Genomic DNA, 23,426 nt, shown 5'->3' on the forward strand with positions numbered 1-23,426 from the left:
GGTTCCTCCACATTGGAGAGGAGGGGGTGGGGGGCCAAATGAAAATTACTGCAATTACTCTGAGAGCTAATCTTCATCTGACTCCAATATCTTTAGAACTGAACGAGACCTGCCCGGGGCCTAAACTGCGGCTGCACCGCCATCGACAAAAAGTTCATGTCCAGCGACAAAGCTGCTCTCGCTTGATGACAGGAAGAGGACTGCTCGTGCTATCTCGTTCGGTTCCCCCAGCCGCCCAAGCGGAACGCTTTTATTTAGTGCCTTTTCGACCTCCGGTTGCGAATCAAGGTAGCTCCTTATCAGGCGCGTTTCTGTTCCACCAGGCGAAACCACGTTCACGCGGATGCCTCGCTCCTTAAGGTCATTCGTCCAGCTTCGAGCGAAAGAGCGCACTGCTGCCTTGCTGGCGTTGTAAAGAGACTGGCCTGGCAGGCCTTTGCTGCCAGCGATGGAGCCGTTGAGCACGACAGCACTTCCCGCTGTCATCAGCGGTAGTGCTTTTTGCACAGTGAACACCATGCCTTTCACATTGGCGTTGAAGGTCGAGTCGAAATGCGTATCCTCTATCGCATCGAGTGGAATGACCTCGTAAATGCCCGCATTGGCGAACACGACATCGACCCTTTGGTGATCGCGTTGGATCCGTTCGTAAAGCCGAGTGACGTCGGCAGAGTTAGTGACGTCACCTTGTACGCCTACCGCCCCTTGGCCGATCTCTTTCACAGCTTCGTCGAGTAGTTCTCGCCGACGCCCTGTGATGTAAACGTGTGCACCTTCGATGGCAAAAAGTTTCGCCGTTGCGAGACCGATGCCGTCGCTGCCTCCCGTTATCACCACAACTTTGTTTTCGAAGCGTTTCGTCATTTTCTAATACCTCTGTTATAAGTGGAGAGTTGCTCCACTTATAATATGGAGGTAAGCTCCACTTAACAAGCGAAAGAGGAAAAAAATTGAGTAATAAACCTGCCCTCCGGGCTGACGCACAGAAGAACCGCGAACTTATTCTTTTTGCCGCCGAGGAGCTTTTCTTAGAAAGAGGAGCGGGGGTTCCGCTGGAGGAAGTTGCCAAGCGCGCAGGCGTTGGTATAGGTACGCTTTATCGTCGCTTTCCCACGCGTGAGGCACTCTTGGCCGCGACTAGCAATGAGCGTTTCTTGTCGCTTGCACAGACCAGCCATGCGCGCGACCCTCATGTCACACCAGGTGACGCGATACGAGCTTATCTTGAAGAACTTGCTATGAACATGAGCATTTACCAGAGCCTTGCTGCTTCGATTGGGACCATTATCCAATGCGGTACGCCCGGATGTAATGCGATCACCGCAGAAGGGCATCGGCTGCTTCTGCGTGGACAAGAAGCAGGTGCCATCCGCCGCGATGTCACTTACGAGGATTTAATTTACGTGGTAACGGCGATTTCCATCGCAATCGAGAATGACCGTTCATCGAAATCGCGTATTGGGCATCTTGTAGGCTTGTTCCTGAATGGCATAAGCGTAAAAGATTGAGCGCAGATTTAGATGACGACTCTTTAAAGCTCCAGCAAAGTAGACGTTTTGGAAAGCTTTCATTCAAGAGGAGTGGAGTACCTACTAAACGAGAGCGGCACGCTTTTAATTCTTATCGATCAAGTTGATTTTTCTGAAATTACTCAACACAAAAAACACGGATGCAATGGTGCTGCGAGACCAATATCATTTTCAAAGCGCTCTCCTGCGATACCGTTCCCCACTTCACCACACGGGCAAGTTTTGTCAGCCGCCATGCTGACGAGATTGAAGCGCTTTTCGAGCAAGTGCTGTTGGTGTGCCATGAACAAGGCTTGTTGGGCAACGAACTCTTTGCCATTGACGGCTGCAAAATGTCATCTGATGCCTCTAAAGAGCTGTCTGGCACGTTCAAAGAGCTAGGCGAGAAACGTGAGAAACGGAGAGGTCTGATTCGGCATCACTTAGTGGAACACTACGCGCGTTATGAAGCTGAAACGGAAGCCAATCTGGATCGAGATATCCGCTGCGCCAAGACGATTCTCTCGCTAGATGCCGCTATGAACAAAGTGGATCGTTTCCTAAAGACGCACAGCCCAGGCCTTTGGCGAAGGACAGGAATACCGCACCTTGCAACCCGTACTGGAAACGGTCGATGCTCGCTTTAAGAAGCTAGGTATTTCGGAAAATAGCTATCAAAAGAGCACTGTCGTTACCGCCGGTACTGGCTTCACCAATGACAAATTCGGGGTTTTCTACAGCCTCGTTAGTCAGTCTTGGAGAGGTTCCTTATGCCATACCTAAGCTTCCATATCTCTGCCGATGTATCGCAAGATCAGTCAGATCAAGTCGCAAGTGCCCTTACCGAAATTACTGCAACCGCTCTTGGCAAGAAGCACGAGCTTGCTTCTGTCGAGGTCAATGCCACATCGGCTAAAAGCTGGTACATAGGGGGCAAGAGTCTTGCCAGCCAGTCGCTAGTGACTTTTTACTTGGACATCAAGGTTACTGAGGGCACAAATACTAAAAACGAAAGTCTGAATACATCCACAGGTGTTTGATGCAGTTGCCAACATATTTGGGCCGTTGGCACCTGCGAGTTACATTGTAATCCACAAGGTCCACGCGGACGCCTGGGGTTACGAGGGGCATACGCAAGAGTATCGCTATATACGTGGCAAGCCGCTGTGAGAAAGGCTAACCAGACATTCAAGCCACTCGCTGCGCTCGTTGGAACCGGCTAAAGCCAGCCTGTTAATTTAACGTTGGCCACTTGAGGAGAAGGTTTACTAAATGACCAGATTTTGCGGCGGGTGCATATGTAAAGCTGTTCGTTACGAAACGACTGCTGATCCATTAAATCAGAGAGTGTGCCACTGTAAGGAATGTCAAAAAGCTATCGGGGCTGCTTTTAACGCCCGTGTATTAATGCGGATTGAAGATGTGTCTATCACAGGCCCAATTAGCACATTTTACTCCTCAGAAACTCTAGAGCGAGGATCTTGTTCGCGTTGTGGTTCAAGCATATTTTCTCGGCGTACCTCCGCCGGAGTTATTGGATTGACGGCTGGCAGCCTTGACGATTCGTCACTTTTTAATCCTGATATGCACTTTTGGATATCATCTAAGCAGTCTTGGCTAGAGATAGCCGATGAACTCCCGCAGTATCCAGAAGCTCCGCCATATAAAGGTTATTAAAATCATATGTGTCTATGAGTACTTGCCTAACAAGGCGATTAAATTCGCTCCCTTCGGTCGCCGACGCTCAAAAGCCCGCGCCGTTTATGACAGGGTTATGAGTTCACGAGAGGATTGAAATGGCGGCGAGTGCTGGCGAGCTTTACGAGACGATGAAAGTTCGATTGGGGATGCAGGAAGAAGGCATCACTAATCCACGTTCAGCAGTTAAGATCGCGACTCGAGAGTTGGTCAAAAAGCTGTCTAAAATTGATTCAAACGAAGAGATCGAGGTCAGTTTTAGCGAAGCCTCAGCAGCAAAGTACGTTCGCGTGTTGACTGGGGAAGTTCTTGCTGAGATCCCGAGAGAATGAAACTCATCCTCTGAAAAGGAGGGATTACCATATCACAGCATGCTCATACGCCACTTCTGAAACGCTTCAGATGAATGTCCAGGCCAATATCCTCGTCATCTTATTTCCCTGCGTCATCTCTATTTCCCGTATATCAACGGCACCGAGCTTACGCATCAACTTCGTGGCAGGTTTCACATTGTCGGCTTTTGAAATCAGGCTGCTAAACCACTGGCATTGAGTGGAATACACTTGGCTTTCTTTTATTAGCTTTTTAAGAAACAGCTGTTCGCCTCCCTTGCACCAAAGCTCTGCCCCCATCCCGCCAAAATTCAGCGTAGGAGATTTGGTCTTTGCTTTTTTTTCACCGCGACTACGCGCAAGGTTATTGAGTTTAAGCTGGCTGCCTTTCAGTGCTTCATCAAGCGAGGCGTGGAAGGGTGGGTTGCATACGCTGACGTCAAAGAACTCCCCAGCTTGAATGATCCCTTCAAACATGTGGTTTTTATCGTGCTGCGTGCGCAGCGTGAAGCGATCTTTGAGCGTAGGGTTGTTGGCGATAATCGTGGCGACGTTCTCAAGTGACTGAGCGCTAATCTCGCTACCGACACACTGCCAGCCGTAAATTTGGCAGGCCAGTAGCGGGTAGATTCCATTCGCCCCCGTTCCTATATCGAGTAGCTTGATGCTGGGATTTTTACGTCCAAGCCCGAGCTCAATTAAATCGGCCATGTAATGGATATAGTCAGCCCTGCCTGGGATGGGAGGGCAAAGCGCGCCCTCTGGAATATCCCAATCGGTAATGTTGTAGTAGCGATTTAATAACGCGGCGTTGAGCGTTTTAACTGCCAACGGGTCTGCGAAATCGATAGAAAGCTCGCCATGAGCGTTCGGTTTCACATGGGGGGCTAGTGCAGGGTGGCTTTCTACGAGCGCTGGGAAGTCATAGCCTTGGTTATGTAGATTCTTCGGGTGCAGGCCTTTGCGAACAGACTTGGCTCGGCTTTTTTCACTTCTATGCAGGGTGGTCACAGTAATAGGCCTGGGGCTTGGCGTTCGATGGATTTACATTACAGGTAAATGCACTTGATAACGCTTGCTTATGCTAGGCGCATCGCTATTAACACTTTCCTTCCGCCACCAGCCCTGCGCGATACTCTCGGCCATGTTGATCCAACCAAGCGTCCGCTTGGGCTTTACCCTCTGTTGCTAGCCGTTGCTCATATTCTGCTTCCATGGCGCGGCGCTCGGGTCCTGGGCCGGAGTTCGCGAAGCAGCGGCTTGACACGGAATTAGATCCCGTGGTTCCGCTGGCAATATCTCCTGAAAGCTTATTGGCCATTACGCTTGTAGAGGACTGCCCCAGCGGCATAGGATCGACAGGGGCATATTGAGCGAAAGCGGTGCCCAATGGAAAAAGCACCCATGTAGTGGTGATACTAAGAAGAGTACGCTTCATGTCGTTTCATCTCACATTTTTATCTAAATGAGTGCCGCTGCCTCGGCGGTATTGCCACTAATACGTCGCTCTTAAAAGGTACTCAACCGGCGGAAGGTAGTCCAGTGGTAATCTTCTTTCTTACAAAGCCGCTATTCGTAGACATTCAGCTCGCCCTGAGTAAGTGCCCGTTACTTTTTAGCCCATTGCTTTTAATTAAGAAATACGCAGATGTTTCAGCGTGACCGTATTGCTAAGCCGCTATAGCATTGCTGCATGGCTTGACGCCTTTTCTAGCTGTTCAACCATGCGACGAGCGGCGTTAGAAGGCGTGCGGTTGGTATGTACTAAATAGCCTAATGAGCGATAGATGGGCGCCGTGTCGACATTGAGTTCTACGAGCTCACTGTCGATCATCTTCTCTGGTAGCAGGCTCCAGCCTAAGCCAACGCTGCACATCATTTTAAGCGTTTCTAAATAGTTGGTTGCCATACTTACCGGTAGCTGTAGGCCGGCTTCATGGAACCGCTGAGCAATGAGCGAGCCGGTAAATGTCTTGGCCCCGGGCATCACGCAGCTATAGTCACACAGCGCCGCGAGTGAAAGGCCTTTATGACCTGCCGATTTATGATGAGACTGGGGCTGATTGGCAAGGGGGTGGTCCGTCGCGCACACAAAACACAGCCGGTCACGCCATAACTCGACAACGTGCAGCTGTGCATAGGGGTGAGGTGCCAGCGTCACCACTGCCATTTCCAGGGTGCCGTCTAAAACACCTTGATACGCCTGTTCAGAGTCAAGAAAGTGCAGGTCTAGCTCTACCTCTGGATGGCGCTGAGTGTACTGCTTGAGTAGCGGCGGTAAACGGTGCAAACCGATGTGATGGCTGGTCGCAAGCGTTAGACGCCCACCCACCTGGCCTGAAAGATTGGCTAGCGCACGGCGACTATCTTCTACGGTAAATAGAATGCTTCGGGCTTGGGGTAGCAGCACGCTTCCGGCCTCGGTCAATGCAATGCGCCGCCCTATGCGATCGAATAAACGCGTGCCCACCTGGGATTCCAGCGTCGCAATGCGCTTGCTCACCGCCGGTTGGGTTAAGTGGAGCTGTTCGGCCGCGCGCGAGAAACTTTGCGTATCGGCCACGGCCAGAAAAGCCTGTAGGCTTTGAGTATCCATTTTGGTATTCCTGATTGGAATCTAAACTATGAATAACATGAATTGCTTTTATGCGCAGCCCGCGTAACACTCTAACCATCACTGGCACAGAGATGCCAGCAAGACCCATTAGCACGACCAACTAGCAAGAAAAGGGCGCAGCCCGGGAGAACCACATGTCAGGTCAAACGCTTTACGACAAACTCTGGAACCAGCACTTGGTCAAACAACGCGATGACGGCACCGCGTTGATTTATATCGATCGCCAGCTGCTTCACGAAGTGACTTCGCCTCAAGCGTTTGAAGGCCTGCGCTTAGCTAATCGCAAGCCATGGCGTTTAGATGCCAACCTAGCCACGCCCGATCACAACGTGCCAACCACGGTGAAAGAACGTGCCGAGGGTAATAGTGGGATTAAAGACCCTGTGTCGCTTATTCAGGTGCAAACCCTGGACGACAACTGCCTTGAGTATGGCATTGAAGAGTTCAAAATTAACGATCCACGCCAAGGCATTGTTCACGTAGTGGGCCCTGAGCAGGGTGCAACACTGCCGGGCATGACCGTGGTGTGCGGCGACTCTCATACTGCCACTCATGGTGCCTTTGGCGCATTGGCTCACGGTATCGGCACGTCGGAAGTTGAGCACGTGATGGCAACTCAGTGCTTGCTGGCGCAAAAAATGAAGAATATGCAGGTGCGCGTCGAAGGCGAGCTAGGTCTAGGCGTTACTGCTAAAGACGTTGTGCTAGCGATTATCGGCCAAATCGGCACCGCTGGCGGTACTGGCTATGCGATTGAGTTTGCGGGCAGCGCCATTGCCTCGCTCTCTATGGAAGGCCGCATGACCGTTTGTAATATGGCCATTGAAGCGGGTGCCCGGGTGGGTTTGATTGCCGTAGACGATACCACGATTGATTACCTTGGCCAGCGCCCCTTTGCCCCTACCGCGGAGCAGTGGGAAGCGGCCGTGTCTGACTGGCGCCAGTTGGTGTCCGATAAAGATGCCGCATTTGATAAAGTCGTTACTCTGAAAGCTGAAGAGATTGAACCCCAGGTGAGCTGGGGCACCAGCCCTGAGATGGTCACCGGTATTTCTGGCCAGGTGCCTGATCCGTTCGCCGCGCAAGATGAAACCGTTCAACGTAGCCACACTCGCGCGCTGGAGTACATGGGGCTGCACGCCAACCAGAAAATCACCGATATCAAGCTGGATAAAATCTTTATTGGTTCCTGCACTAACTCGCGCATTGAAGATCTGCGTGAGGCCGCCAAGGTTGCCCAGGGCAAGAAAGTGGCTAGCTCGATTAAGCTTGCTATGGTCGTGCCGGGCTCTGGTTTGGTAAAGCGTCAGGCAGAAGCCGAAGGCTTGGATAAAATCTTTATTGAAGCCGGTTTTGAGTGGCGCGAACCGGGTTGCTCTATGTGTTTGGCCATGAATGCGGATAAGTTGGGTGCCGGGGAACACTGTGCATCAACGTCTAACCGCAACTTTGAAGGCCGCCAGGGCTACGGTGGCCGCACTCACTTGGTCAGCCCCGCTATGGCCGCTGCAGCGGCCATAGCGGGTCATTTTGTTGACGTGCGCACCTTGCCAGCCAATGACGCCACTCACGCTCAGGAGGCCTAAGCCATGAAAAAGTTTACCCGTTTTGAAGGTGTGGTCGCGCCGCTTGATCGCGCTAACGTCGACACCGATTTGATTATTCCAAAGCAATTTTTGAAATCGATTAAACGCACCGGCTTTGGCGTTAACCTGTTTGATGAATTGCGTTATCTAGATGAGGGGCAGCCAGGGCAGGACTGTTCGCAGCGCCCGCTGAACCCTGATTTTGTGCTGAATCAACCACGCTTTAAAGGCGCTGAAGTGCTGCTGGCACGGCGCAATTTCGGCTGCGGCAGTTCTCGCGAGCATGCGCCTTGGGCGCTGGAAGATTTTGGTTTTAAAGTGGTGATTGCGCCCAGCTTTGCCGATATCTTTTATAACAACTCGTTCAAGAATGGCATTTTGCTGATCACCTTCCAAGAAGATGTGGTAGACCGTCTGTTTGCCGAGCTGGACGCCAATGAAGGCTATCAGTTGGATGTAGATTTAGAAAACCAGCGTGTCGTTACGCCCAGCGGTGAGGTTCTAGCGTTTGAAGTGGATGATTTCCGCAAACACTGCCTGTTGGAAGGATTGGACGATATTGGCCTGACGCTAAAAGACGAAGATGCTATTCGCGCCTTTGAGCAAAAACATAGGGCTGCGCGGCCCTGGTTATTCCGTGATACTGCCTAAGCCTGACGTTTATCGATTTTATTGTTAAGGAATCTGCATGACACATAAGGTCTTGTTGTTACCGGGAGATGGTATTGGTCCCGAGATTGCTGCCCAGGCGGCGCGCCTATTAAAAGCGTGCCAAGAAGCAGGTTTGGATATTGAAGTAGAAGAGGGTTTAGTGGGCGGTTCTGCCTACGACGTTCACGGCGACCCGCTGCCCGCGGAAACGCTGGCTAAAGCCAAAGCGGCCAGCGCTATCCTGCTAGCCGCAGTGGGCGGCCCTAAGTGGGATAAAATTGAAGATCTCTCTAAGCGTCCTGAAAAAGGCTTACTGGGGCTGCGTAAAAACCTTGGTTTGTTCGGCAACCTGCGCCCAGCCATGCTTTATCCGCAGCTAGCCAGCGCCTCTAGCCTGAAGCCTGAGCTGGTAGCTGGGCTTGATATTATGATTGTGCGCGAGCTCACCGGCGGTATTTACTTTGGCCAGCCTCGTGGCATTGAAGTGCGCAACGGCGAACGCGTGGGCTTTAATACCTATATTTATTCTGAAAGCGAGATTGAGCGTATTGGTCGCGTGGCATTTAAAATGGCCCAAAAGCGTGGCAAGAAGCTGTGCTCGGTCGATAAAGCCAATGTGCTGGAAGTGACGATTTTATGGCGCGAAGTGATGGAGCGCCTGGCACCGGAATATCCGGACGTTGAGCTTTCGCACATGTACGTCGACAACGCAGCCATGCAGCTGGTCCGCGCGCCCAAGCAGTTTGACGTTGTTGTTACCGGCAATATGTTTGGCGATATTCTTTCTGACGCCGCCGCGATGCTGACCGGCTCTATCGGCATGCTCCCTTCGGCGTCGTTAAATGAGAGCGGGCAGGGCATGTTTGAGCCTTGCCACGGCAGCGCGCCAGATATCGCTGGGCAGAATATTGCTAACCCGCTGGCGATGATGCTGTCGGTTGCCATGATGCTGCGCTATTCGCTCGATGAGACCGCGATGGCAGAGCGCATAGAAGCCGCCGTAGGCAGCGTGCTGGATGATGGCTGGCGCACTGCGGATATTGCTTCTGACGGCATGCAAACCATTGGCACCGAGGCAATGGGTGATGCGGTACTCGCCGCGTTTGCCAAGCAGTAAAGTAGCGACTGCCTTAAGGGCGCCTGGGACAAGCCGTAGAGGGGGTCATTTGCCATGGATGGCAAATATAGCGCCCAGGGACGGGTTTACAGCGCCCCCTCGAAGGCTTGTCGCAGGGACACCTCTTACCTCCCTGCTGGTTCCAAAATTACCCTAACGATTTGTGTATAATACAAGGACTCATTCTTTGCAGGAGGACTTCATATGTTGAAAGTCGGTTTCGTGGGATGGCGCGGCATGGTTGGCTCGGTGCTGATGCAACGCATGCAAGAAGATGGTGATTTTAACGGCATAGAGCCGGTTTTCTTTACCACTTCCCAGGTTGGCCAGCCCGGCCCCGACATCGGTGTAGAGGTACCTTCGCTGAAAGATGCCTTTGATATCGAGGCGCTTAAAGCGCTGGATGTCATTGTGACGTGCCAGGGTGGTGATTACACCAAGCCTGTCTATAAAGATCTACGTAGCGCTGGCTGGAAAGGCTACTGGATTGATGCCGCTAGCACGCTACGCATGGAAGACGAAGCAACAATCGTACTGGATCCGGTTAACCGCAAGGTGATCGATGACCAGCTCGCCAAAGGTGCTAAAACCTTTGTTGGCGGTAACTGCACCGTCAGCCTCATGCTTATGGGGTTGGGTGGTTTGTTTGAAGCCGATATGGTCGAGTGGATGACGTCCATGACGTACCAGGCCGCTTCAGGCTCCGGTGCTAAGCACATGCGCGAGTTGCTCAATCAAATGGGACAGCTTCATTCAAGCGTTGGCGATGAGCTGAAGAATACCTCAAGTGCGATTCTAGATATCGACCGTAAAGTAACGGCTGCTATGCGCAGCGGCGATTTTCCGACCGATAACTTTGGCGCACCGCTAGCGGGCAGCCTGTTGCCGTGGATCGACACTAAGTTGGATAACGGCCAGAGTCGTGAGGAGTGGAAGGGCAGCGTTGAGACCAACAAGATTTTGGGCCTCGACAACAACCCGATTCCCATTGACGGCCTGTGTGTGCGTATTGGCGCGATGCGCTCCCATAGTCAGGCGTTCACGATCAAGCTTAAGCATGATGTGCCGCTAGATGAGATTGAAGACCGCATTGCTAAGCACAATGAATGGGTCAAATTGATTCCTAATGATAAAGACGCCACCATCGCTGGGCTAACGCCTGCTGCCGCTACCGGCACGCTGCAAGTGCCGGTAGGGCGCCTTCGTAAGCTACAAATGGGCGGTGAGTATCTGTCTGCGTTCAGCGTTGGCGATCAACTGCTTTGGGGCGCCGCAGAGCCGCTTAAGCGCATGCTTAAGATTTTACGCGAGCAGTAATTGACGGCGGTTGTACATCAGTCTAAACGGGAAGCTGTTCGCAGCTTCCCGTTTTTTTTCGTGGCAACAACGCTCACGAATGGGAAATAAGCCAATATTTAGTTAAGTTATGGGGAGGGAAGTAACGCCGCCAAGTTTAGCCGGTGGGAGAAATAAAGTAATACGCTAGGGAGCTTTATGAAACCAATACGCGCATGGGCTGTGTGTGTCTCACTGAGCTTGGTGAGTCCTCTCGCCATTGCCGTTGAGCTGGGGTACGCGAACGTCAGTTCTTATTTAAATGAGCCGTTGAAGGCTTCTCTATCGCTGCTTGGAAACAGTGATTACCCGTTAGAAGATATTAGCGTTAGGGTTGCCAATCAGACCGATTTCGCTGCTGCAGGGCTTGAGTGGACGCCGTCAGCCGCTAGCGTGACTGCCCAAGTTAAGGAACGACAGGGCCGCCGCCAGGTATATTTAAGTTCACAGCAGACCATGCAGGAGCCTTGGCTTGAGCTGCTGCTGACTCTGGAGTACCCAGGCGGGTCGCAGACCCGCGATGTCACGCTACTCTTTGATCCGCAAGATTACGCCCAGCGCGTGGTCTTAAATAATTTCTCTAATGAAGACCAACAGCGCGCTTATATCAATCGTGGCGACACGCTATGGAGCGTTGCCGAGCGAACTAAGCCTGCAAAGGCTAGCGTTCAGCAGATGATGGCAGCGCTTGTTGACGCTAATCCTAATATTTTTCCGTCAGGTAATGCTAACGAGATCCGAGCAGGCCAAACGCTGCGGGTGCCGAATGAAGAGCGCGTAATGGCACGCTCAGGTGTGGACATGCCGAATGTCCCAGCAGACTCTACCCAAGCTCTGCAGACAAGCGAGACTGATCTTTCCAGCGGTGCTGCTAATGCTGATGCTTTTTTGACAGTAGACCGGCCCGCGGCGATTGAAGAGGACATTGAGCCGCCTGAGGCCTTACTTCCCGGCGGGCTGGCCGAGCAGCTGCGCTCAAACCAGGCGGCGCTTCAACAGGTGCGTGACGAGCGCGAACTAATGCGTACCGAGTTAAGTGAGCTGCGCAGCGATATTGCCTCACTGGCGGAGGCGCTCAGCGATGCGCTCTCTAGCCAAGCGGTTGCTGCGGAGCAATCTCCTGCGCGACCCGCTGCCAGTACGAGCGAGGGGCAGAGTGCGAACACTTTCATCGCGGATTACCAGTGGCCGCTTGGGCTAACGGCCATCGTTCTACTGGTTGTGTTATTGATCTGGCGGCGTAAGCATCAAGATGAGACCTGGGACGACGCAGCGATGGCGAAGGCCGTGATAAAGCCCTCTGCTTCACCCACGTTAATGCCCGGGCCGGATAAGAAGGTCGATGATGATCACAATAGACGCCCACTGGGAGAGGGTGAAAGGGATGAAAACCCCGACCACTGGCAGGTTGATTATCATCCGCCTAACGAACAGCTTGCTACGCATCGTGCAACTGGCGCTAATCGCGCCCCTGGCTCAATCGAGGCGTCGTGGGAAATTGAGGAGGTGGCATTCAAGCCGGTTGATAACCGGTGACGAGGGCGCTCAAGGCTTGATGTAGGGAACTGCCGTCGAAATACGGCGTCTGAAATTCGCATCTCGCTTGCAGCTAAGAGGTCTCGGATCGTAAATGCTGCGAATTGACTGTCTACATACAAAGGATAGGTGTTCATGGATCGTAGAAGTGTGCTCAAGAGCGCGTTGGCGCTAGCGGCCTGGTATGGCTTGCCTTCGGCACCTCTGTTCGCCGCGGCCAGCGCCTCTAGTCGTATCGCGGATGGCGATTCTCAAGCCTTCAGTTTCGACTGGCTTCAGGATTATGCCCGCGACCTCGCCGTCAAACCCTATCAGAGCACTGTCCAGCAGTTGCCGCCGACGCTGAGCAATCTCACGCCACAGCGCTACAACGAAATCGGCTACGATCCCAACCACTCTCTCTGGGATCAGTTGAATGGCCCGCTTGACGTACAGTTCTTCCACGTGGGGATGGCATTCGACCAGCCGGTGCGGATGTATTCGGTGGACCCTGAGACCAGCCAGGCGAGAGAGATTCACTTTCGTCCCGACCTGTTCAACTATTCGGGCGCTCACGTCGATGTCTCGCAGCTCGAAGGGCAGGGCGAACTTGGCTTTGCCGGTTTTCGGGTGTTTAAGGAGCCTTCACTGACCGAGCGCGATATCGTGTCTTTCCTCGGCGCCAGTTACTTCCGCGCGGTCGATGACACCTATCAGTACGGCATCTCCGCCCGCGGTATTGCCGTCAATACCTACACCGATGAAGCCAACGAGCAGTTTCCGGCGTTTACTCGCTTCTGGTTCGAAACACCGGAAGCCGGCGCCACGACCTTCGTGGCCCATGCGCTGCTTGACTCTCCGAGCCTAGCTGGCGCCTACCGCTTCGTCATCCATTGTGAAGATAACCGAGTGGTGATGGAGATCGACAAGCATCTCTTTCCGCGAGAATCGATTGCCCAGCTCGGGCTGTCGCCGATGACCAGCATGTTCAGCTGCGGTACCCAGCAGCGCGACATGTGCCTGACCTTCCACCCACAGATCCACGACTCCGATCGTCTCTCGATCTGGCGCGGCAACGGCGAGTGGATCTGCCGGCCCCTTAATAACCCGCCACGTTTGCAGTTCAACTCGTTCAGCGACAACAGCCCCAAGGGCTTTGGCTTGCTGCAAACTGACCACGAGTTCGACAGCTACGAAGATATCGTGGGCAACTATCACAACCGTCCTAGTCTCTGGGTTGAGCCTCTGGGCGACTGGGGGCGAGGTGAAATTCAGCTGCTTGAGATCCCCACCTCTGGTGAGACCATGGACAACATCGTGGCCTTCTGGAAGCCGGAAGCGGCGGTAGAGGCGGGGCAGGCACTGCACTACGCCTACAAGCTTCACTGGAGTGCTCTTCCGCCAGTGCAGAGCGACCTAGCGCGAGTCCGCAAGACGTTTACCGGTATCGGTGGTTTCCCCGAGGGCTGGGCGCCGGGTGAGCACTTTCCGGACGTCTGGGCTCAGCGCATCGCTATCGATTTTGTCGGTGGTGATGTTAAGCACTTCCACGACAATGAGATCGGGCTTCAGACCCACCTCGACGTGCCCGAAGGCGAGGTCAAGAATGTTCAGATTTTTTGGGTAGATGACTTCGAGGGCTTCCGTATTCAGTTCGATTGGTATCCCACCAGCGACGCTTTAGACCCACTCGACATGCGCCTGACGCTAAGCGCCGAGGGCGTAACCATCAGTGAGACCTGGGTCTATCAGTACTTCCCGCCGATGCCGGAAGACCGCCAGTTCCCGGAGAGAGTCCCAGCACGCTGAGGTTGAATTCACCCCGAGCGTCAGAACGGCAACAATAGTCCCTGCTAAAAAGCTGCGCAGGCAGGTTGAGGAAGAGTGAACAATTGAAGAGGTGGCATTCAAGCCGCGAGGCCGGGATAATAGCGAACCTTCAAAATCTTTAAAATGACGTGGCTTGATGACGCTGTCCTATCACTTCGATGAGAAAATTCCGCTTACTGGCCGTTTGGCAATGGGTATTGAATACGACGGTACCCATTACTGTGGTTTTCAGCGCCTAAAGCATGCAGCTTCCGTTCAGGCGTCGTTAGAAGGCGCGCTGAGCAAGGTGGCCAATGAGCCGATCCAGATTCACGCCAGCGGGCGCACCGACTCCGGGGTGCATGCCACGCGTCAAGTCGTGCATTTTGACCCGCCGGTCGGGCGCTCAGAAAAAGCCTGGATATTTGGTGTCAATACCCATCTGCCTCGAGATATTGCCGTGCGCTGGGTAAAGCCTGTGGGGGATGACTTTCACTCGCGCCTATGCGCGCTTGGCCGTCGTTACCGCTACGTGTTGCTAAATCAAGTCAGCCGTCCGGTGCTAGAGCGGGCGAATGTGACCTGGTGCCGTGACGCGCTAGATGCAGACGCCATGCATCGTGCCGCCCAGTCGCTGGTGGGCGAACATGATTTTTCCAGCTTTCGTGCCGCTGGCTGCCAGTCTAAAACGCCCTGGCGGCATATGCATTTTGTTGATGTAAAACGCTATGGCCAGCTTGTGATGATCGATATTCAAGGCAACGCATTTTTGCATCATATGATTCGTAACATTGCCGGCGCGCTAGTTAGCGTTGGGCGTGGTGCGAAGAGCGAGGCCTATATTGGCGAACTGTTAGCGCTGCAGAATCGCCGTCAGGGCGACGTTACCGCGCCAGCCTGCGGGCTGCATTTTGTCGATTCCGTTTATGATGAGCGGTTTGACTTGCCTAAAGAACCGTTGGGGCCGCATCTTCTTTCGTTTACCGGCGAGTGGACCGGCGAGCGGGAGTTGCCGGATACGCCACGTGTTGCCTATCGCCGCAGCCGCTCGCTAAACGGTGCGGCTGGCTCTGAGCAGGAGACGTCGTTTTGAGTGCTGATCCATTAACGCGCACGCGCATCAAGTTTTGCGGTTTTACCCGTTCAGATGATATCGATAGCGCCGTCGCGGTCGGCGTAGATGCAGTAGGCTTCGTCATGTGGCCAAAAAGTAAGCGCGGTGTGAGTGTTGAGCAACTGGCCGAACTGTCTGCCCGCGTTCCTGCTTTTGTAACCCGCGTTGGGCTGTTTGTGGATCAGTCTACTGAGTTGATTGAGCAGTGTTTGCCGCATCTTGATTTGCTTCAGTTCCATGGTGACGAAACGCCTGAAGCGTGCCAGCAGTATGGGGTGGCGTGGATAAAAGCATTACGTATGCGTGATGAAATAGACTTGGCGCAACAGGCTGAACGCTACCACCAGGCACAGGCGCTGCTTTTAGATGCCTATCGTCCAGGGGCGCCGGGCGGTACTGGAGAGACCTTCGATTGGTCGAGAATCCCCGCAAATCTTGCAAAACCTGTTATCCTCGCCGGTGGGCTGACGCCAGATAATATTGCCGAGGCTGTGCGTCAAGTTATGCCCTATGCAGTTGATGTGTCAGGGGGTATTGAAGCCGCCTACGGCTGTAAGGATGCTGCCAAAATGGCTGCTTTTGTTCGCCACGTGGCGTTAGCCGACACACGCTAGCCTATGTTTATCGAGCTGCGTTTTACGTTGATCCATTTATTGTTTGCCTGTTCTGGCGATCTTGTGAGGTATCTCTGTGACCGTTTCTGCGACTGGTGTTTCTAAAGCTGTACTTGAAACGAAGTTCAGCGAGCTAACCCAAATGCCGGATGCCCGTGGTCATTTTGGCCCCTACGGCGGTCGGTTTGTGTCTGAAACCCTCAGCTTCGCGTTGGAAGAGTTGGAGAAAACGTACTTAAGCTTACGTGACGACCCCGACTTCCAAGCTGAATTTGACTATGACCTTGCTCATTACGTTGGCCGTCCTTCACCGCTTTATCATGCCAAGCGCTGGTCGGAGAGTCTGGGCGGTGCGCAAATTTGGTTGAAGCGGGAAGACCTGAATCACACCGGTGCTCACAAGGTCAATAATACGATTGGCCAGGCGCTGCTGGCTAAGAAAACTGGCAAGCCGCGTATTATCGCCGAAACGGGAGCCGGCCAGCATGGCGTTGCTTCTGCTACCGTGGCTGCTCGCTTAGGGCTTGAGTGCGATGTTTATATGGGCGCTGAAGACGTAGAGCGCCAGAAGTTGAACGTTTACCGCATGCGCCTGCTGGGTGCCCGCGTGATTCCGGTAGAGTCCGGCACCCGCACGCTTAAAGATGCTATGAACGAAGCGCTGCGCGACTGGGTAACTAACGTCGATAACACCTTCTATATCATCGGCACCGTGGCAGGCCCGCACCCGTATCCACTGCTGGTGCGTGATTTCAATTCGGTAGTAGGGCGCGAGGCGCGCCGCCAGTCCCTTGAGCAAATTGGCCGCCTACCTGATGCCTTGATTGCCTGTGTTGGCGGTGGTTCTAACGCTATGGGGCTTTTCTACCCGTTTGTGGAAGACGACGCTGTAGCTATGTATGGCGTTGAAGCCGGTGGGGATGGCGTTGAAACTGGTCGCCATGCGGCGCCCCTCACGACGAACGCGCCACGGGGCGTCCTGCACGGCAACCGTACTTATTTAATGTCCGATGAAGCAGGCCAGGTGTCCGACACCCACTCTATTTCGGCGGGCCTTGATTATCCCGGAGTAGGCCCTGAACACGCGCTATGGAAGGACGTCGGGCGCGTTAGCTACGTGGCGGCCAATGATAAAGAGGTGCTGGAAGCATTTCGCGAGCTAACGCATATGGAAGGTATTATGCCCGCCCTTGAGTCGGCACATGCACTGGCCCATGCAAAAGTTTTGGCACCGACCATGCGTCCTGACCAGCATATTATCGTTAATCTTTCCGGTCGCGGCGACAAAGACATCATGACGGTGGCCAAGATTGATGGCATAGAGTTTTAAGAATCAGTCATTTTAAGCGCAGCTTTTTTAAGGGTAAGCATGAACCGTATTGATCAGCGTTTCAGTGAACTTAAACAGCAAGGCCGTAAGGCTCTAATCCCTTACATTACCGCCGGGGATCCAGCGCCGCAGTATACCGTGGGCTTTATGCATGCACTGGTGGATGCGGGCGCCGATATTATTGAACTTGGCGTACCATTTTCTGATCCTATGGCCGACGGCCCTGTGATTCAAAAAGCCTGTGAACGTGCATTGAAGCAAGGTACGCGGCTGGTTGATCTAATGCAGATGGTCAAAGAGTTTCGCCAAGCGGATACCACCACGCCGGTGGTGCTGATGGGCTATTTAAACCCTATCGAGCGCATTGGCTATGAGAGTTTTGCCGATCAAGCCGCTGATGTTGGCGTAGACGGCGTTCTGATTGTCGATATGCCGCCTGAAGAAGCGGATGAAATTGGGCCGTTGCTAAAGGCTCGTGATTTAGCCGCGATTTTTCTCGTTGCGCCTACCACTTCTAACGAGCGTGCCGCTACAATATGCGCCCATGGTAATGGCTACTTGTACTATGTTTCGCTGAAAGGCGTGACAGGCGCGGCCACCCTGAACGCAGACGATGTAGCTGAGCATTTGGCGCCGCTGCGGGGGATGACCGATTTGCCACTATGCGTTGGCTTTGGTATTCGTGATGGCGCGACCGCATCCGAAGTGGCTAAAGTGGCTGATGGTGTGATTGTTGGTAGCGCCTTGGTTAACCGTATTGCTGAAAGCCTGGATGCCCCGGAAACTATCGCGGGCCAGTTGAAAAGTGTATTAGCAGAAATGCGCACGGCGATGGATGCCTAAAGAAAAACGCTTTATCGCCTATACTGAATAGATTAATGACACTCATCAAGCTTGGTTTTGCCAAGCGTTGACGTAAAACGGAAGCCTTTTTGATATGAGCTGGTTAGACAAGATCGTTCCCTCAATGGGTCGTATCCAGCGTAAAGACCGTCGCGCTAGCGTGCCCGACGGCCTCTGGCGTAAATGTCCCAAGTGCGAAGCAGTTCTCTATCTCCCTGAGTTAGAGAAACACAATAGCGTTTGTCCCAAGTGCGATCACCATTTGCGCTTAACGGCACGCAAGCGCTTGGACTGGTTCTTGGATAAAGACGGGCGCGAAGAGGTTGCCGCCGATCTTGAGCCAAATGATCGGCTGAAGTTTCGCGACTCTAAAAAGTACAAGGATCGCCTGACCGCAGCGCAAAAAGACACCGGTGAGAAAGATGCCCTGGTGGCGATGCGCGGTGAGTTAGACGGCCTGCCGGTGATTGCCGTCGCGTTCGAGTTTACCTTTATGGGTGGCTCGATGGGGGCGGTAGTCGGCGAGAAGTTTGTGCGTGCTGCTACGTTAGCGCTTAACGAGAATATTCCGCTGGTATGTTTTGCGGCCTCCGGTGGTGCGCGCATGCAGGAAGCGCTCTTTTCACTGATGCAGATGGCAAAAACATCGGCGGCGCTTGAAAGGCTTAAACAGGCGGGCGTGCCGTATATCTCGGTACTGACAGACCCCGTGTTTGGTGGTGTTTCGGCGTCTCTCGCGATGCTGGGTGATTTGAATATTGCTGAACCCAATGCCCTGATTGGCTTTGCGGGGCCTCGCGTTATCGAACAGACGGTACGCGAAACGCTGCCGGAAGGTTTCCAGCGCAGCGAGTTTTTACTCGACCACGGTACGGTAGATATGATTGTCCATCGTCATGAGATGCGCGCACGCGTGGGCAGCGTTTTGCGTAAGCTAACGCATCACGATGCAGCGCCAGTAACTTTCGATATAGACGATGAGGCGGATGTTTCTGAGCCAATCGTTGAGGAAGCTGTTTTGGCGGACGATGCAGAAGCAACGTTGACTAAGCTCGATACGGCTAAGAGTGACGACCATTCGCGCAATGCCTGATTCTGACGCTGTGTCGCCATTGGCTTCAGAGCGACCGTCTTTAGAGCAGTTGTCTTTAAAACGGTGGTCTTTAGACCAGTGGCTTCAGCATCTGGAAACGCTGCATCCGGTCGGCATTGATATGGGCCTGAAGCGGGTGTCGCAGGTAGCTAATCGTATGGGGCTGCTTTCTCGTCCCATTGCCTCCTGCGTTATTACCGTCGCAGGCACGAATGGCAAGGGGTCAACCCTGGCCATGATCGATAGCGTAGCCCGTGCTCACGGTCAGCGGGTGGGTACTTATACCTCGCCCCACTTACTGCGCTATAACGAACGCGTCAAAATCGCCGGCCAGGAGGCCGATGATCAACTGCTGATAGAGGGTTTTGAGCACGTTGAACGTGCGCGCTTACAAGAGCCTGAAATAAGCCTGACGTATTTTGAAGCGGGCACGCTATGTGGGTTGTGGTGTTTGGCCCGTGCAGAGCTTGATCTCGCCGTGCTGGAAGTGGGGCTGGGTGGCCGGCTTGATGCGATCAATATTATTGATGCGGATGTGGCAGTTGTGACCACAATCGCCCAGGATCATGCTAATTTTCTAGGTACAGACATAGCTCAGATTGGACGTGAAAAGGCCGGTATCTTTCGTGCCGGGCATCCTGCAGTGCTTGGTAGCTTAACATTGCCCGAAAGCGTTGCTGAATACGCGCACACGCTGGGAGCTCCCGTATTTCGATTAGGCCAACATTTTCAGCATGACGCCTTTGCCAGTGGGCTTAAAACGTGGCGCTGGCAGGGCCAGCAAGCAGATGAGACGGGCATCGTGCTGGATCGATTGCCTGATTCCGGGCTGCCGATTGATAATGCCGCCACGGCTCTGCAGGCACTTGCACTCACTGGACTCACGCTTGAACAAGGTCGCGTGCAAAAGGCGCTGAGTAGCGTCATTCTAGCAGGGCGCATGCAGTGGGTGGGTCAGTGGTGCTTGGATGTCGGGCATAACCCTCACGCTGCGGAATATATCGCCAACTACTTGCCGTTTCCGCCGGGCAATGGCCGGCAGTGGGGCCTTATTGGCATGTTGAATGATAAAGATATCGACGGTGTCATACAGGCATTGTCGGCCCGTATAACTGACTGGGTGTGTGTGACCCTAACGGGAGAGCGTGGCTGCCAAGCCCAAGCGTTGTCTCAACGAATAATTGCACAGGGAGGGCGGGTACACTTTTGCGCTGACACGCCGCAAGCAGGCGCTGATTGGTTGGCGAAGGTGTTAACGCTCAATGATCGTGTCTTGGCCACCGGGTCGTTCTTTACTGTAGCGGCTTTGTTAGCTAGGCCACTGCCAACAGGCGCAGTGTCGCTTGATGGAGACGAAAATGAAATACGGTAAAACGGAACGTATCAGCGGAATTGTGATTTTACTCGCGCTGCTGGCGATTTTTGTGCCATGGCTAATGAGTGACCCCGCGCCCAGGGAAGAACGCCCGCAGCCGAGCTTTGTGATTGAAAAGCCGACTGAAGTAGAGCGTCGCGATGTGCCTGCGCCTGAGCGACCTTCAACCGTTAACGAGCCTTCATTATCGTCAACGCCTAGCAGTGCGAATAGTGACGGCTATATACCCATTGATGTCAGTCCTCGCACGCCACAGACCGATCAAGCCCAGCGGCCTGCGGCCAGCGGCTCTGATGCGGCTACGTCCGATAACGACCCTATCGCTGATTTAATGGCTACTAATAACAGCGGCAGTAATTCCGGCAGTGGTAGTAATAGTACTAGCAATACCGCTTCACAGAGCTCATCCAGCCCATCCGCTAGCCCTCAAGGGCAGTGGGCGGTGCAAGTTGGCAGCTTTGGAGAAGCGGCAAATGCCCGGCGCTTGGGTGAGCAGCTTTCCGGCGAAGGTTTTACCGTCTATCAGCGTGAGCGGGATAACAACATGACGACCGTGTTTGTGGGGCCTTATGCGACATCGGAAGATGGTGATGCTGCCATGACATCGATTAAAGAGCGCGCTAATGTCCAAGGGCTGCTTGTGCGAGTAAGAGATTAACGATGGCATTAACATGGATTGATGCCGTTTTCCTGGCCGTGCTAGCGCTTTCGATGCTGGCCGGTTTTGTAAGAGGATTTGTTCGTGAAGCGCTAGGCTTGGCCGCTTGGGTTGTGGCCCTGATGGTGGCAAGAGTGCTGGCCGAGCCGGTTGCCGAGCTAATGAGCGGATTTATTGAAAGCTTTGACGCGCGCTTGGTTCTGGCCTTTGCGTTAGTGATCTTCGCGGTTATTTTGCTTTGCGGCATTGTTATTCGCTTGGTGCATGCTGCGGTTGAGTGGGTTGGCATGGGCTTGTTAAACCGCGTCGCGGGCGCCGCTTTTGGCGTGGCTCGCGGGGCGGTTATCCTGCTGGTCGCGACGGTACTGATCACGCTAACTCCGCTTGCAGAGTTGCAGGCCTGGCAACAGGCTGAGCTGCGCCCGACCTTTATCCAGCTGCGCGACTGGGCGGTTAGCCAATTAGATCAGTGGGACCGCGAATTGCCTGAAGCGCCAGCGTCGTTACGCGATATTTCTTTACCCGACCTACGCCCCCGCGAAGGCGTTTGAAGGTCTAAGCTCGTCGCGAGCGCAAAGTAGTTAAGTTATTCCGACAGGTGATTGACCTGTTACTGAAGTCGATTCTTCGAACGTACGGGCTTGCCTAGGTAAGTGACTTAGGTGAAGCCATGGCATTAAGCGAGGTAACGTGAATGTGCGGTATAGTGGGCCTTCTGGGCAAGCAGGCGGTAAATCAGGGAATCTACGATGCCCTGACCGTACTTCAGCATCGTGGCCAAGACGCTGCCGGCATGATGACGTGGAACGAAGGACGCTTCTTGCTGCGCAAGAGTAATGGTTTGGTACGTGATGTATTTCATACCCGCCATATGGCTCGTTTAAAAGGTAACCTGGGCATTGGCCACGTACGTTACCCAACTGCTGGCTCCTCGAGTGAAGCGGAGTCTCAGCCGTTTTATGTTAACTCACCCTACGGTATCGCCCTAGCGCATAACGGTAACTTGACCAACTCAGAGCAGTTGAAGCAAGAGCTATTTTCCACGGATCTTCGCCACATTAACACCAGTTCTGATTCCGAAGTACTGCTCAACGTGTTTGCCCATGAGCTGGGTAAGCAGGGCCTGCATCTGGAAGCGGAAGACATCTTTGATGCCGTGCGTAGAGTTCATCGTCGTTGCAAAGGTGGCTACGCGGCGGTGGCAATTATTAACGGCTTTGGGATGGTGGCTTTCCGCGATCCCTTCGGGATTCGTCCGGTTGTGTTTGGCACCCGTGAAGAAGAGAACGGCCAAGCGGTCATGATCGCCTCTGAATCCGTAGCGCTAGATGTAGGTGGTTTTGAACTTGAACGTGATCTATCGCCTGGTGAGGCCATTTTTGTCGATATCGAAGGCAATATTCATACTCAGGTATGTGCCGATCGCCCGCAGCTTCGCTCGTGTATCTTTGAACATGTCTATTTAGCGCGCCCAGATTCGCTGCTTGACGGTGCCTATGTCTACGGAACCCGCATGCAGATGGGGCGTAAACTGGGTGACCGTATTTTAAATGAGTGGCCGGATCACGATATCGACGTGGTGATTCCTATCCCTGACACGTCGCGAACCTCCGCGCTTGAAATGGCGCAGCACCTAGGAGTGACCTACCGCGAAGGGTTTATGAAAAACCGCTATATTGGGCGCACTTTCATTATGCCGGGGCAGGTTCAGCGTAAAAAGTCGGTTCGCCAAAAGCTCAATGCCATTGACGTTGAGTTTAACGGCAAGAATGTACTGCTTGTCGATGATTCGATCGTACGCGGCACTACCTGTAAGCAAATTATTCAAATGGCCCGCGACGCGGGAGCACGTAAGGTCTATTTTGCCTCGGCGGCACCGCCGGTACGTTTTCCTAATGTTTACGGGATTGATATGCCTGCCGCTTCTGAGCTCATTGCCCACGGGCGGACCGAAGAGGAAGTCGGTGAGCTGATTGGCGCTGATCGCATTTTCTATCAAAATCTAGACGATCTAAAAGCGGCCTGTCGCGAAGTGAATCCTGAAATGGAGGCCTTCGACTGCTCGGTGTTTGACGGTAACTACGTAACCGGTGATATTGACGACGCCTATTTGGCGGCGTTGGAAGCCAGTCGCAACGATTCCGCGAAAGACCAGAGCGCGGGTGATCATGCTCTGGTCGGCATGCACAATCAGGACGATGACCTGGACGATTAATGACCTGGACGATTAA

The 23,426-nt window shown here is 53.5% G+C and carries 24 protein-coding genes; 20 read left to right on the plus strand and 4 right to left on the minus strand.

The features are described 5' to 3' along the window. Window positions 1-120: 120 nt before the first annotated feature. On the minus strand, window positions 121-864 hold the full coding sequence (locus ACT3TF_RS15010; protein WP_444672447.1) for an SDR family NAD(P)-dependent oxidoreductase: 744 nt from the start codon (window positions 862-864) through the stop codon (window positions 121-123). Window positions 865-950: 86 nt separating this feature from the next. Between ACT3TF_RS15010 and ACT3TF_RS15015 the strand changes: the two genes are divergently transcribed. The 5 genes from ACT3TF_RS15015 to ACT3TF_RS15035 all read left to right on the plus strand — a co-directional run bounded on the left by ACT3TF_RS15015 (window position 951) and on the right by ACT3TF_RS15035 (window position 3,538). Then, window positions 951-1,508 carry a TetR/AcrR family transcriptional regulator gene (locus ACT3TF_RS15015; RefSeq protein ID WP_444672448.1) on the plus strand — a complete coding sequence of 186 codons (558 nt, stop codon included), beginning with the start codon at window positions 951-953 and terminating at the stop codon, window positions 1,506-1,508. A 161-nt stretch (window positions 1,509-1,669) separates the two neighbouring features. Continuing rightward, complete coding sequence (locus ACT3TF_RS15020; protein ID WP_444625604.1) at window positions 1,670-2,155, plus strand: transposase; 486 nt, start codon at window positions 1,670-1,672, stop codon at window positions 2,153-2,155. 123 nt (window positions 2,156-2,278) lie between these two features. Beyond that, window positions 2,279-2,548, plus strand: a complete 270-nt coding sequence (locus tag ACT3TF_RS15025; protein ID WP_441684321.1) for a tautomerase family protein — start codon at window positions 2,279-2,281, stop codon at window positions 2,546-2,548. Between the two features lie 232 nt (window positions 2,549-2,780). Further along, complete coding sequence (locus ACT3TF_RS15030) at window positions 2,781-3,185, plus strand: GFA family protein (RefSeq protein ID WP_444672449.1); 405 nt, start codon at window positions 2,781-2,783, stop codon at window positions 3,183-3,185. Window positions 3,186-3,304: 119 nt separating this feature from the next. Then, window positions 3,305-3,538 (plus strand): hypothetical protein, encoded by a 234-nt coding sequence (locus tag ACT3TF_RS15035; RefSeq protein WP_096279650.1) that lies wholly within the window; start codon window positions 3,305-3,307, stop codon window positions 3,536-3,538. Between the two features lie 66 nt (window positions 3,539-3,604). Here the strand turns inward: ACT3TF_RS15035 and rlmF are convergent, their stop codons facing one another. From rlmF to ACT3TF_RS15050, 3 genes are all read right to left on the minus strand, one after another. After that, window positions 3,605-4,549, minus strand: a complete 945-nt coding sequence (gene rlmF / locus ACT3TF_RS15040) for a 23S rRNA (adenine(1618)-N(6))-methyltransferase RlmF (RefSeq protein WP_096279652.1) — start codon at window positions 4,547-4,549, stop codon at window positions 3,605-3,607. An 88-nt stretch (window positions 4,550-4,637) separates the two neighbouring features. After that, complete coding sequence (locus ACT3TF_RS15045) at window positions 4,638-4,976, minus strand: hypothetical protein (RefSeq protein WP_444672450.1); 339 nt, start codon at window positions 4,974-4,976, stop codon at window positions 4,638-4,640. Between the two features lie 240 nt (window positions 4,977-5,216). Beyond that, window positions 5,217-6,134: a LysR family transcriptional regulator gene (locus ACT3TF_RS15050; RefSeq protein ID WP_096279656.1), complete on the minus strand. Its 918-nt coding sequence runs from the start codon at window positions 6,132-6,134 to the stop codon at window positions 5,217-5,219. A gap of 155 nt (window positions 6,135-6,289) precedes the next feature. Between ACT3TF_RS15050 and leuC the strand changes: the two genes are divergently transcribed. The 15 genes from leuC (at window position 6,290) to purF (ending at window position 23,410) form a co-directional block, all read left to right on the plus strand. Beyond that, on the plus strand, window positions 6,290-7,741 hold the full coding sequence (leuC, locus tag ACT3TF_RS15055) for a 3-isopropylmalate dehydratase large subunit (protein ID WP_096279658.1): 1,452 nt from the start codon (window positions 6,290-6,292) through the stop codon (window positions 7,739-7,741). A 3-nt stretch (window positions 7,742-7,744) separates the two neighbouring features. Further along, window positions 7,745-8,392: a 3-isopropylmalate dehydratase small subunit gene (gene leuD / locus ACT3TF_RS15060; RefSeq protein WP_096279660.1), complete on the plus strand. Its 648-nt coding sequence runs from the start codon at window positions 7,745-7,747 to the stop codon at window positions 8,390-8,392. A 37-nt stretch (window positions 8,393-8,429) separates the two neighbouring features. After that, complete coding sequence (gene leuB / locus ACT3TF_RS15065) at window positions 8,430-9,509, plus strand: 3-isopropylmalate dehydrogenase (RefSeq protein ID WP_096279662.1); 1,080 nt, start codon at window positions 8,430-8,432, stop codon at window positions 9,507-9,509. 204 nt (window positions 9,510-9,713) lie between these two features. After that, the gene (asd, locus tag ACT3TF_RS15070; protein ID WP_096279665.1) at window positions 9,714-10,826 is read left to right on the plus strand and encodes an aspartate-semialdehyde dehydrogenase; all 1,113 of its coding nucleotides are present in this window, start codon (window positions 9,714-9,716) and stop codon (window positions 10,824-10,826) included. A 177-nt stretch (window positions 10,827-11,003) separates the two neighbouring features. Continuing rightward, the gene (locus ACT3TF_RS15075; RefSeq protein ID WP_444672451.1) at window positions 11,004-12,380 is read left to right on the plus strand and encodes a type IV pilus assembly protein FimV; all 1,377 of its coding nucleotides are present in this window, start codon (window positions 11,004-11,006) and stop codon (window positions 12,378-12,380) included. A gap of 135 nt (window positions 12,381-12,515) precedes the next feature. Then, on the plus strand, window positions 12,516-14,168 hold the full coding sequence (locus tag ACT3TF_RS15080; protein WP_441684307.1) for a glucan biosynthesis protein D: 1,653 nt from the start codon (window positions 12,516-12,518) through the stop codon (window positions 14,166-14,168). Between the two features lie 157 nt (window positions 14,169-14,325). Next, window positions 14,326-15,261 (plus strand): tRNA pseudouridine(38-40) synthase TruA, encoded by a 936-nt coding sequence (truA, locus tag ACT3TF_RS15085; RefSeq protein WP_444672452.1) that lies wholly within the window; start codon window positions 14,326-14,328, stop codon window positions 15,259-15,261. Further along, window positions 15,258-15,896 carry a phosphoribosylanthranilate isomerase gene (locus ACT3TF_RS15090; RefSeq protein WP_441684306.1) on the plus strand — a complete coding sequence of 213 codons (639 nt, stop codon included), beginning with the start codon at window positions 15,258-15,260 and terminating at the stop codon, window positions 15,894-15,896. Before truA ends, ACT3TF_RS15090 begins: the two co-directional genes overlap by 4 nt. A 76-nt stretch (window positions 15,897-15,972) precedes the next feature. Continuing rightward, entirely contained in the window at window positions 15,973-17,226 is a 1,254-nt protein-coding gene (trpB, locus tag ACT3TF_RS15095) for a tryptophan synthase subunit beta (protein WP_407647806.1), read from the plus strand. Window positions 17,227-17,265: 39 nt separating this feature from the next. Continuing rightward, window positions 17,266-18,069, plus strand: a complete 804-nt coding sequence (trpA, locus tag ACT3TF_RS15100) for a tryptophan synthase subunit alpha (RefSeq protein ID WP_096279675.1) — start codon at window positions 17,266-17,268, stop codon at window positions 18,067-18,069. Window positions 18,070-18,163: 94 nt separating this feature from the next. Further along, window positions 18,164-19,162 carry an acetyl-CoA carboxylase, carboxyltransferase subunit beta gene (gene accD / locus ACT3TF_RS15105; protein WP_444672453.1) on the plus strand — a complete coding sequence of 333 codons (999 nt, stop codon included), beginning with the start codon at window positions 18,164-18,166 and terminating at the stop codon, window positions 19,160-19,162. Further along, entirely contained in the window at window positions 19,155-20,534 is a 1,380-nt protein-coding gene (gene folC, locus ACT3TF_RS15110; RefSeq protein WP_444672455.1) for a bifunctional tetrahydrofolate synthase/dihydrofolate synthase, read from the plus strand. Before accD ends, folC begins: the two co-directional genes overlap by 8 nt. Continuing rightward, on the plus strand, window positions 20,521-21,195 hold the full coding sequence (locus tag ACT3TF_RS15115) for an SPOR domain-containing protein (protein ID WP_444672456.1): 675 nt from the start codon (window positions 20,521-20,523) through the stop codon (window positions 21,193-21,195). Before folC ends, ACT3TF_RS15115 begins: the two co-directional genes overlap by 14 nt. Before the next feature lie 2 nt (window positions 21,196-21,197). Beyond that, window positions 21,198-21,746 carry a CvpA family protein gene (locus tag ACT3TF_RS15120; RefSeq protein ID WP_096279683.1) on the plus strand — a complete coding sequence of 183 codons (549 nt, stop codon included), beginning with the start codon at window positions 21,198-21,200 and terminating at the stop codon, window positions 21,744-21,746. A 143-nt stretch (window positions 21,747-21,889) separates the two neighbouring features. Further along, the gene (gene purF / locus ACT3TF_RS15125; protein WP_096279685.1) at window positions 21,890-23,410 is read left to right on the plus strand and encodes an amidophosphoribosyltransferase; all 1,521 of its coding nucleotides are present in this window, start codon (window positions 21,890-21,892) and stop codon (window positions 23,408-23,410) included. Window positions 23,411-23,426: the final 16 nt, after the last annotated feature.

Origin of the sequence: Halomonas sp. AOP25-F1-15 (genome assembly GCF_052378675.1) — a bacterium.
Lineage (GTDB): Bacteria > Pseudomonadota > Gammaproteobacteria > Pseudomonadales > Halomonadaceae > Vreelandella > Vreelandella casei.

What these genes read in the sequence shown, in the direction of transcription:
- ACT3TF_RS15010 (WP_444672447.1), bottom strand. Translation starts at nt 864, where the DNA reads ATGACGAAACGCTTCGAAAACAAAGTTGTGGTGATAACGGGAGGCAGC.
- ACT3TF_RS15020 (WP_444625604.1), top strand. Translation starts at nt 1,670, where the DNA reads ATGCAATGGTGCTGCGAGACCAATATCATTTTCAAAGCGCTCTCCTGC.
- ACT3TF_RS15025 (WP_441684321.1), top strand. Translation starts at nt 2,279, where the DNA reads ATGCCATACCTAAGCTTCCATATCTCTGCCGATGTATCGCAAGATCAG.
- ACT3TF_RS15030 (WP_444672449.1), top strand. Translation starts at nt 2,781, where the DNA reads ATGACCAGATTTTGCGGCGGGTGCATATGTAAAGCTGTTCGTTACGAA.
- ACT3TF_RS15035 (WP_096279650.1), top strand. Translation starts at nt 3,305, where the DNA reads ATGGCGGCGAGTGCTGGCGAGCTTTACGAGACGATGAAAGTTCGATTG.
- ACT3TF_RS15045 (WP_444672450.1), bottom strand. Translation starts at nt 4,976, where the DNA reads ATGAAGCGTACTCTTCTTAGTATCACCACTACATGGGTGCTTTTTCCA.
- ACT3TF_RS15050 (WP_096279656.1), bottom strand. Translation starts at nt 6,134, where the DNA reads ATGGATACTCAAAGCCTACAGGCTTTTCTGGCCGTGGCCGATACGCAA.
- leuC (WP_096279658.1), top strand. Translation starts at nt 6,290, where the DNA reads ATGTCAGGTCAAACGCTTTACGACAAACTCTGGAACCAGCACTTGGTC.
- leuD (WP_096279660.1), top strand. Translation starts at nt 7,745, where the DNA reads ATGAAAAAGTTTACCCGTTTTGAAGGTGTGGTCGCGCCGCTTGATCGC.
- leuB (WP_096279662.1), top strand. Translation starts at nt 8,430, where the DNA reads ATGACACATAAGGTCTTGTTGTTACCGGGAGATGGTATTGGTCCCGAG.
- asd (WP_096279665.1), top strand. Translation starts at nt 9,714, where the DNA reads ATGTTGAAAGTCGGTTTCGTGGGATGGCGCGGCATGGTTGGCTCGGTG.
- ACT3TF_RS15075 (WP_444672451.1), top strand. Translation starts at nt 11,004, where the DNA reads ATGAAACCAATACGCGCATGGGCTGTGTGTGTCTCACTGAGCTTGGTG.
- ACT3TF_RS15080 (WP_441684307.1), top strand. Translation starts at nt 12,516, where the DNA reads ATGGATCGTAGAAGTGTGCTCAAGAGCGCGTTGGCGCTAGCGGCCTGG.
- truA (WP_444672452.1), top strand. Translation starts at nt 14,326, where the DNA reads ATGACGCTGTCCTATCACTTCGATGAGAAAATTCCGCTTACTGGCCGT.
- trpA (WP_096279675.1), top strand. Translation starts at nt 17,266, where the DNA reads ATGAACCGTATTGATCAGCGTTTCAGTGAACTTAAACAGCAAGGCCGT.
- accD (WP_444672453.1), top strand. Translation starts at nt 18,164, where the DNA reads ATGAGCTGGTTAGACAAGATCGTTCCCTCAATGGGTCGTATCCAGCGT.
- folC (WP_444672455.1), top strand. Translation starts at nt 19,155, where the DNA reads ATGCCTGATTCTGACGCTGTGTCGCCATTGGCTTCAGAGCGACCGTCT.
- ACT3TF_RS15115 (WP_444672456.1), top strand. Translation starts at nt 20,521, where the DNA reads ATGAAATACGGTAAAACGGAACGTATCAGCGGAATTGTGATTTTACTC.
- ACT3TF_RS15120 (WP_096279683.1), top strand. Translation starts at nt 21,198, where the DNA reads ATGGCATTAACATGGATTGATGCCGTTTTCCTGGCCGTGCTAGCGCTT.
- purF (WP_096279685.1), top strand. Translation starts at nt 21,890, where the DNA reads ATGTGCGGTATAGTGGGCCTTCTGGGCAAGCAGGCGGTAAATCAGGGA.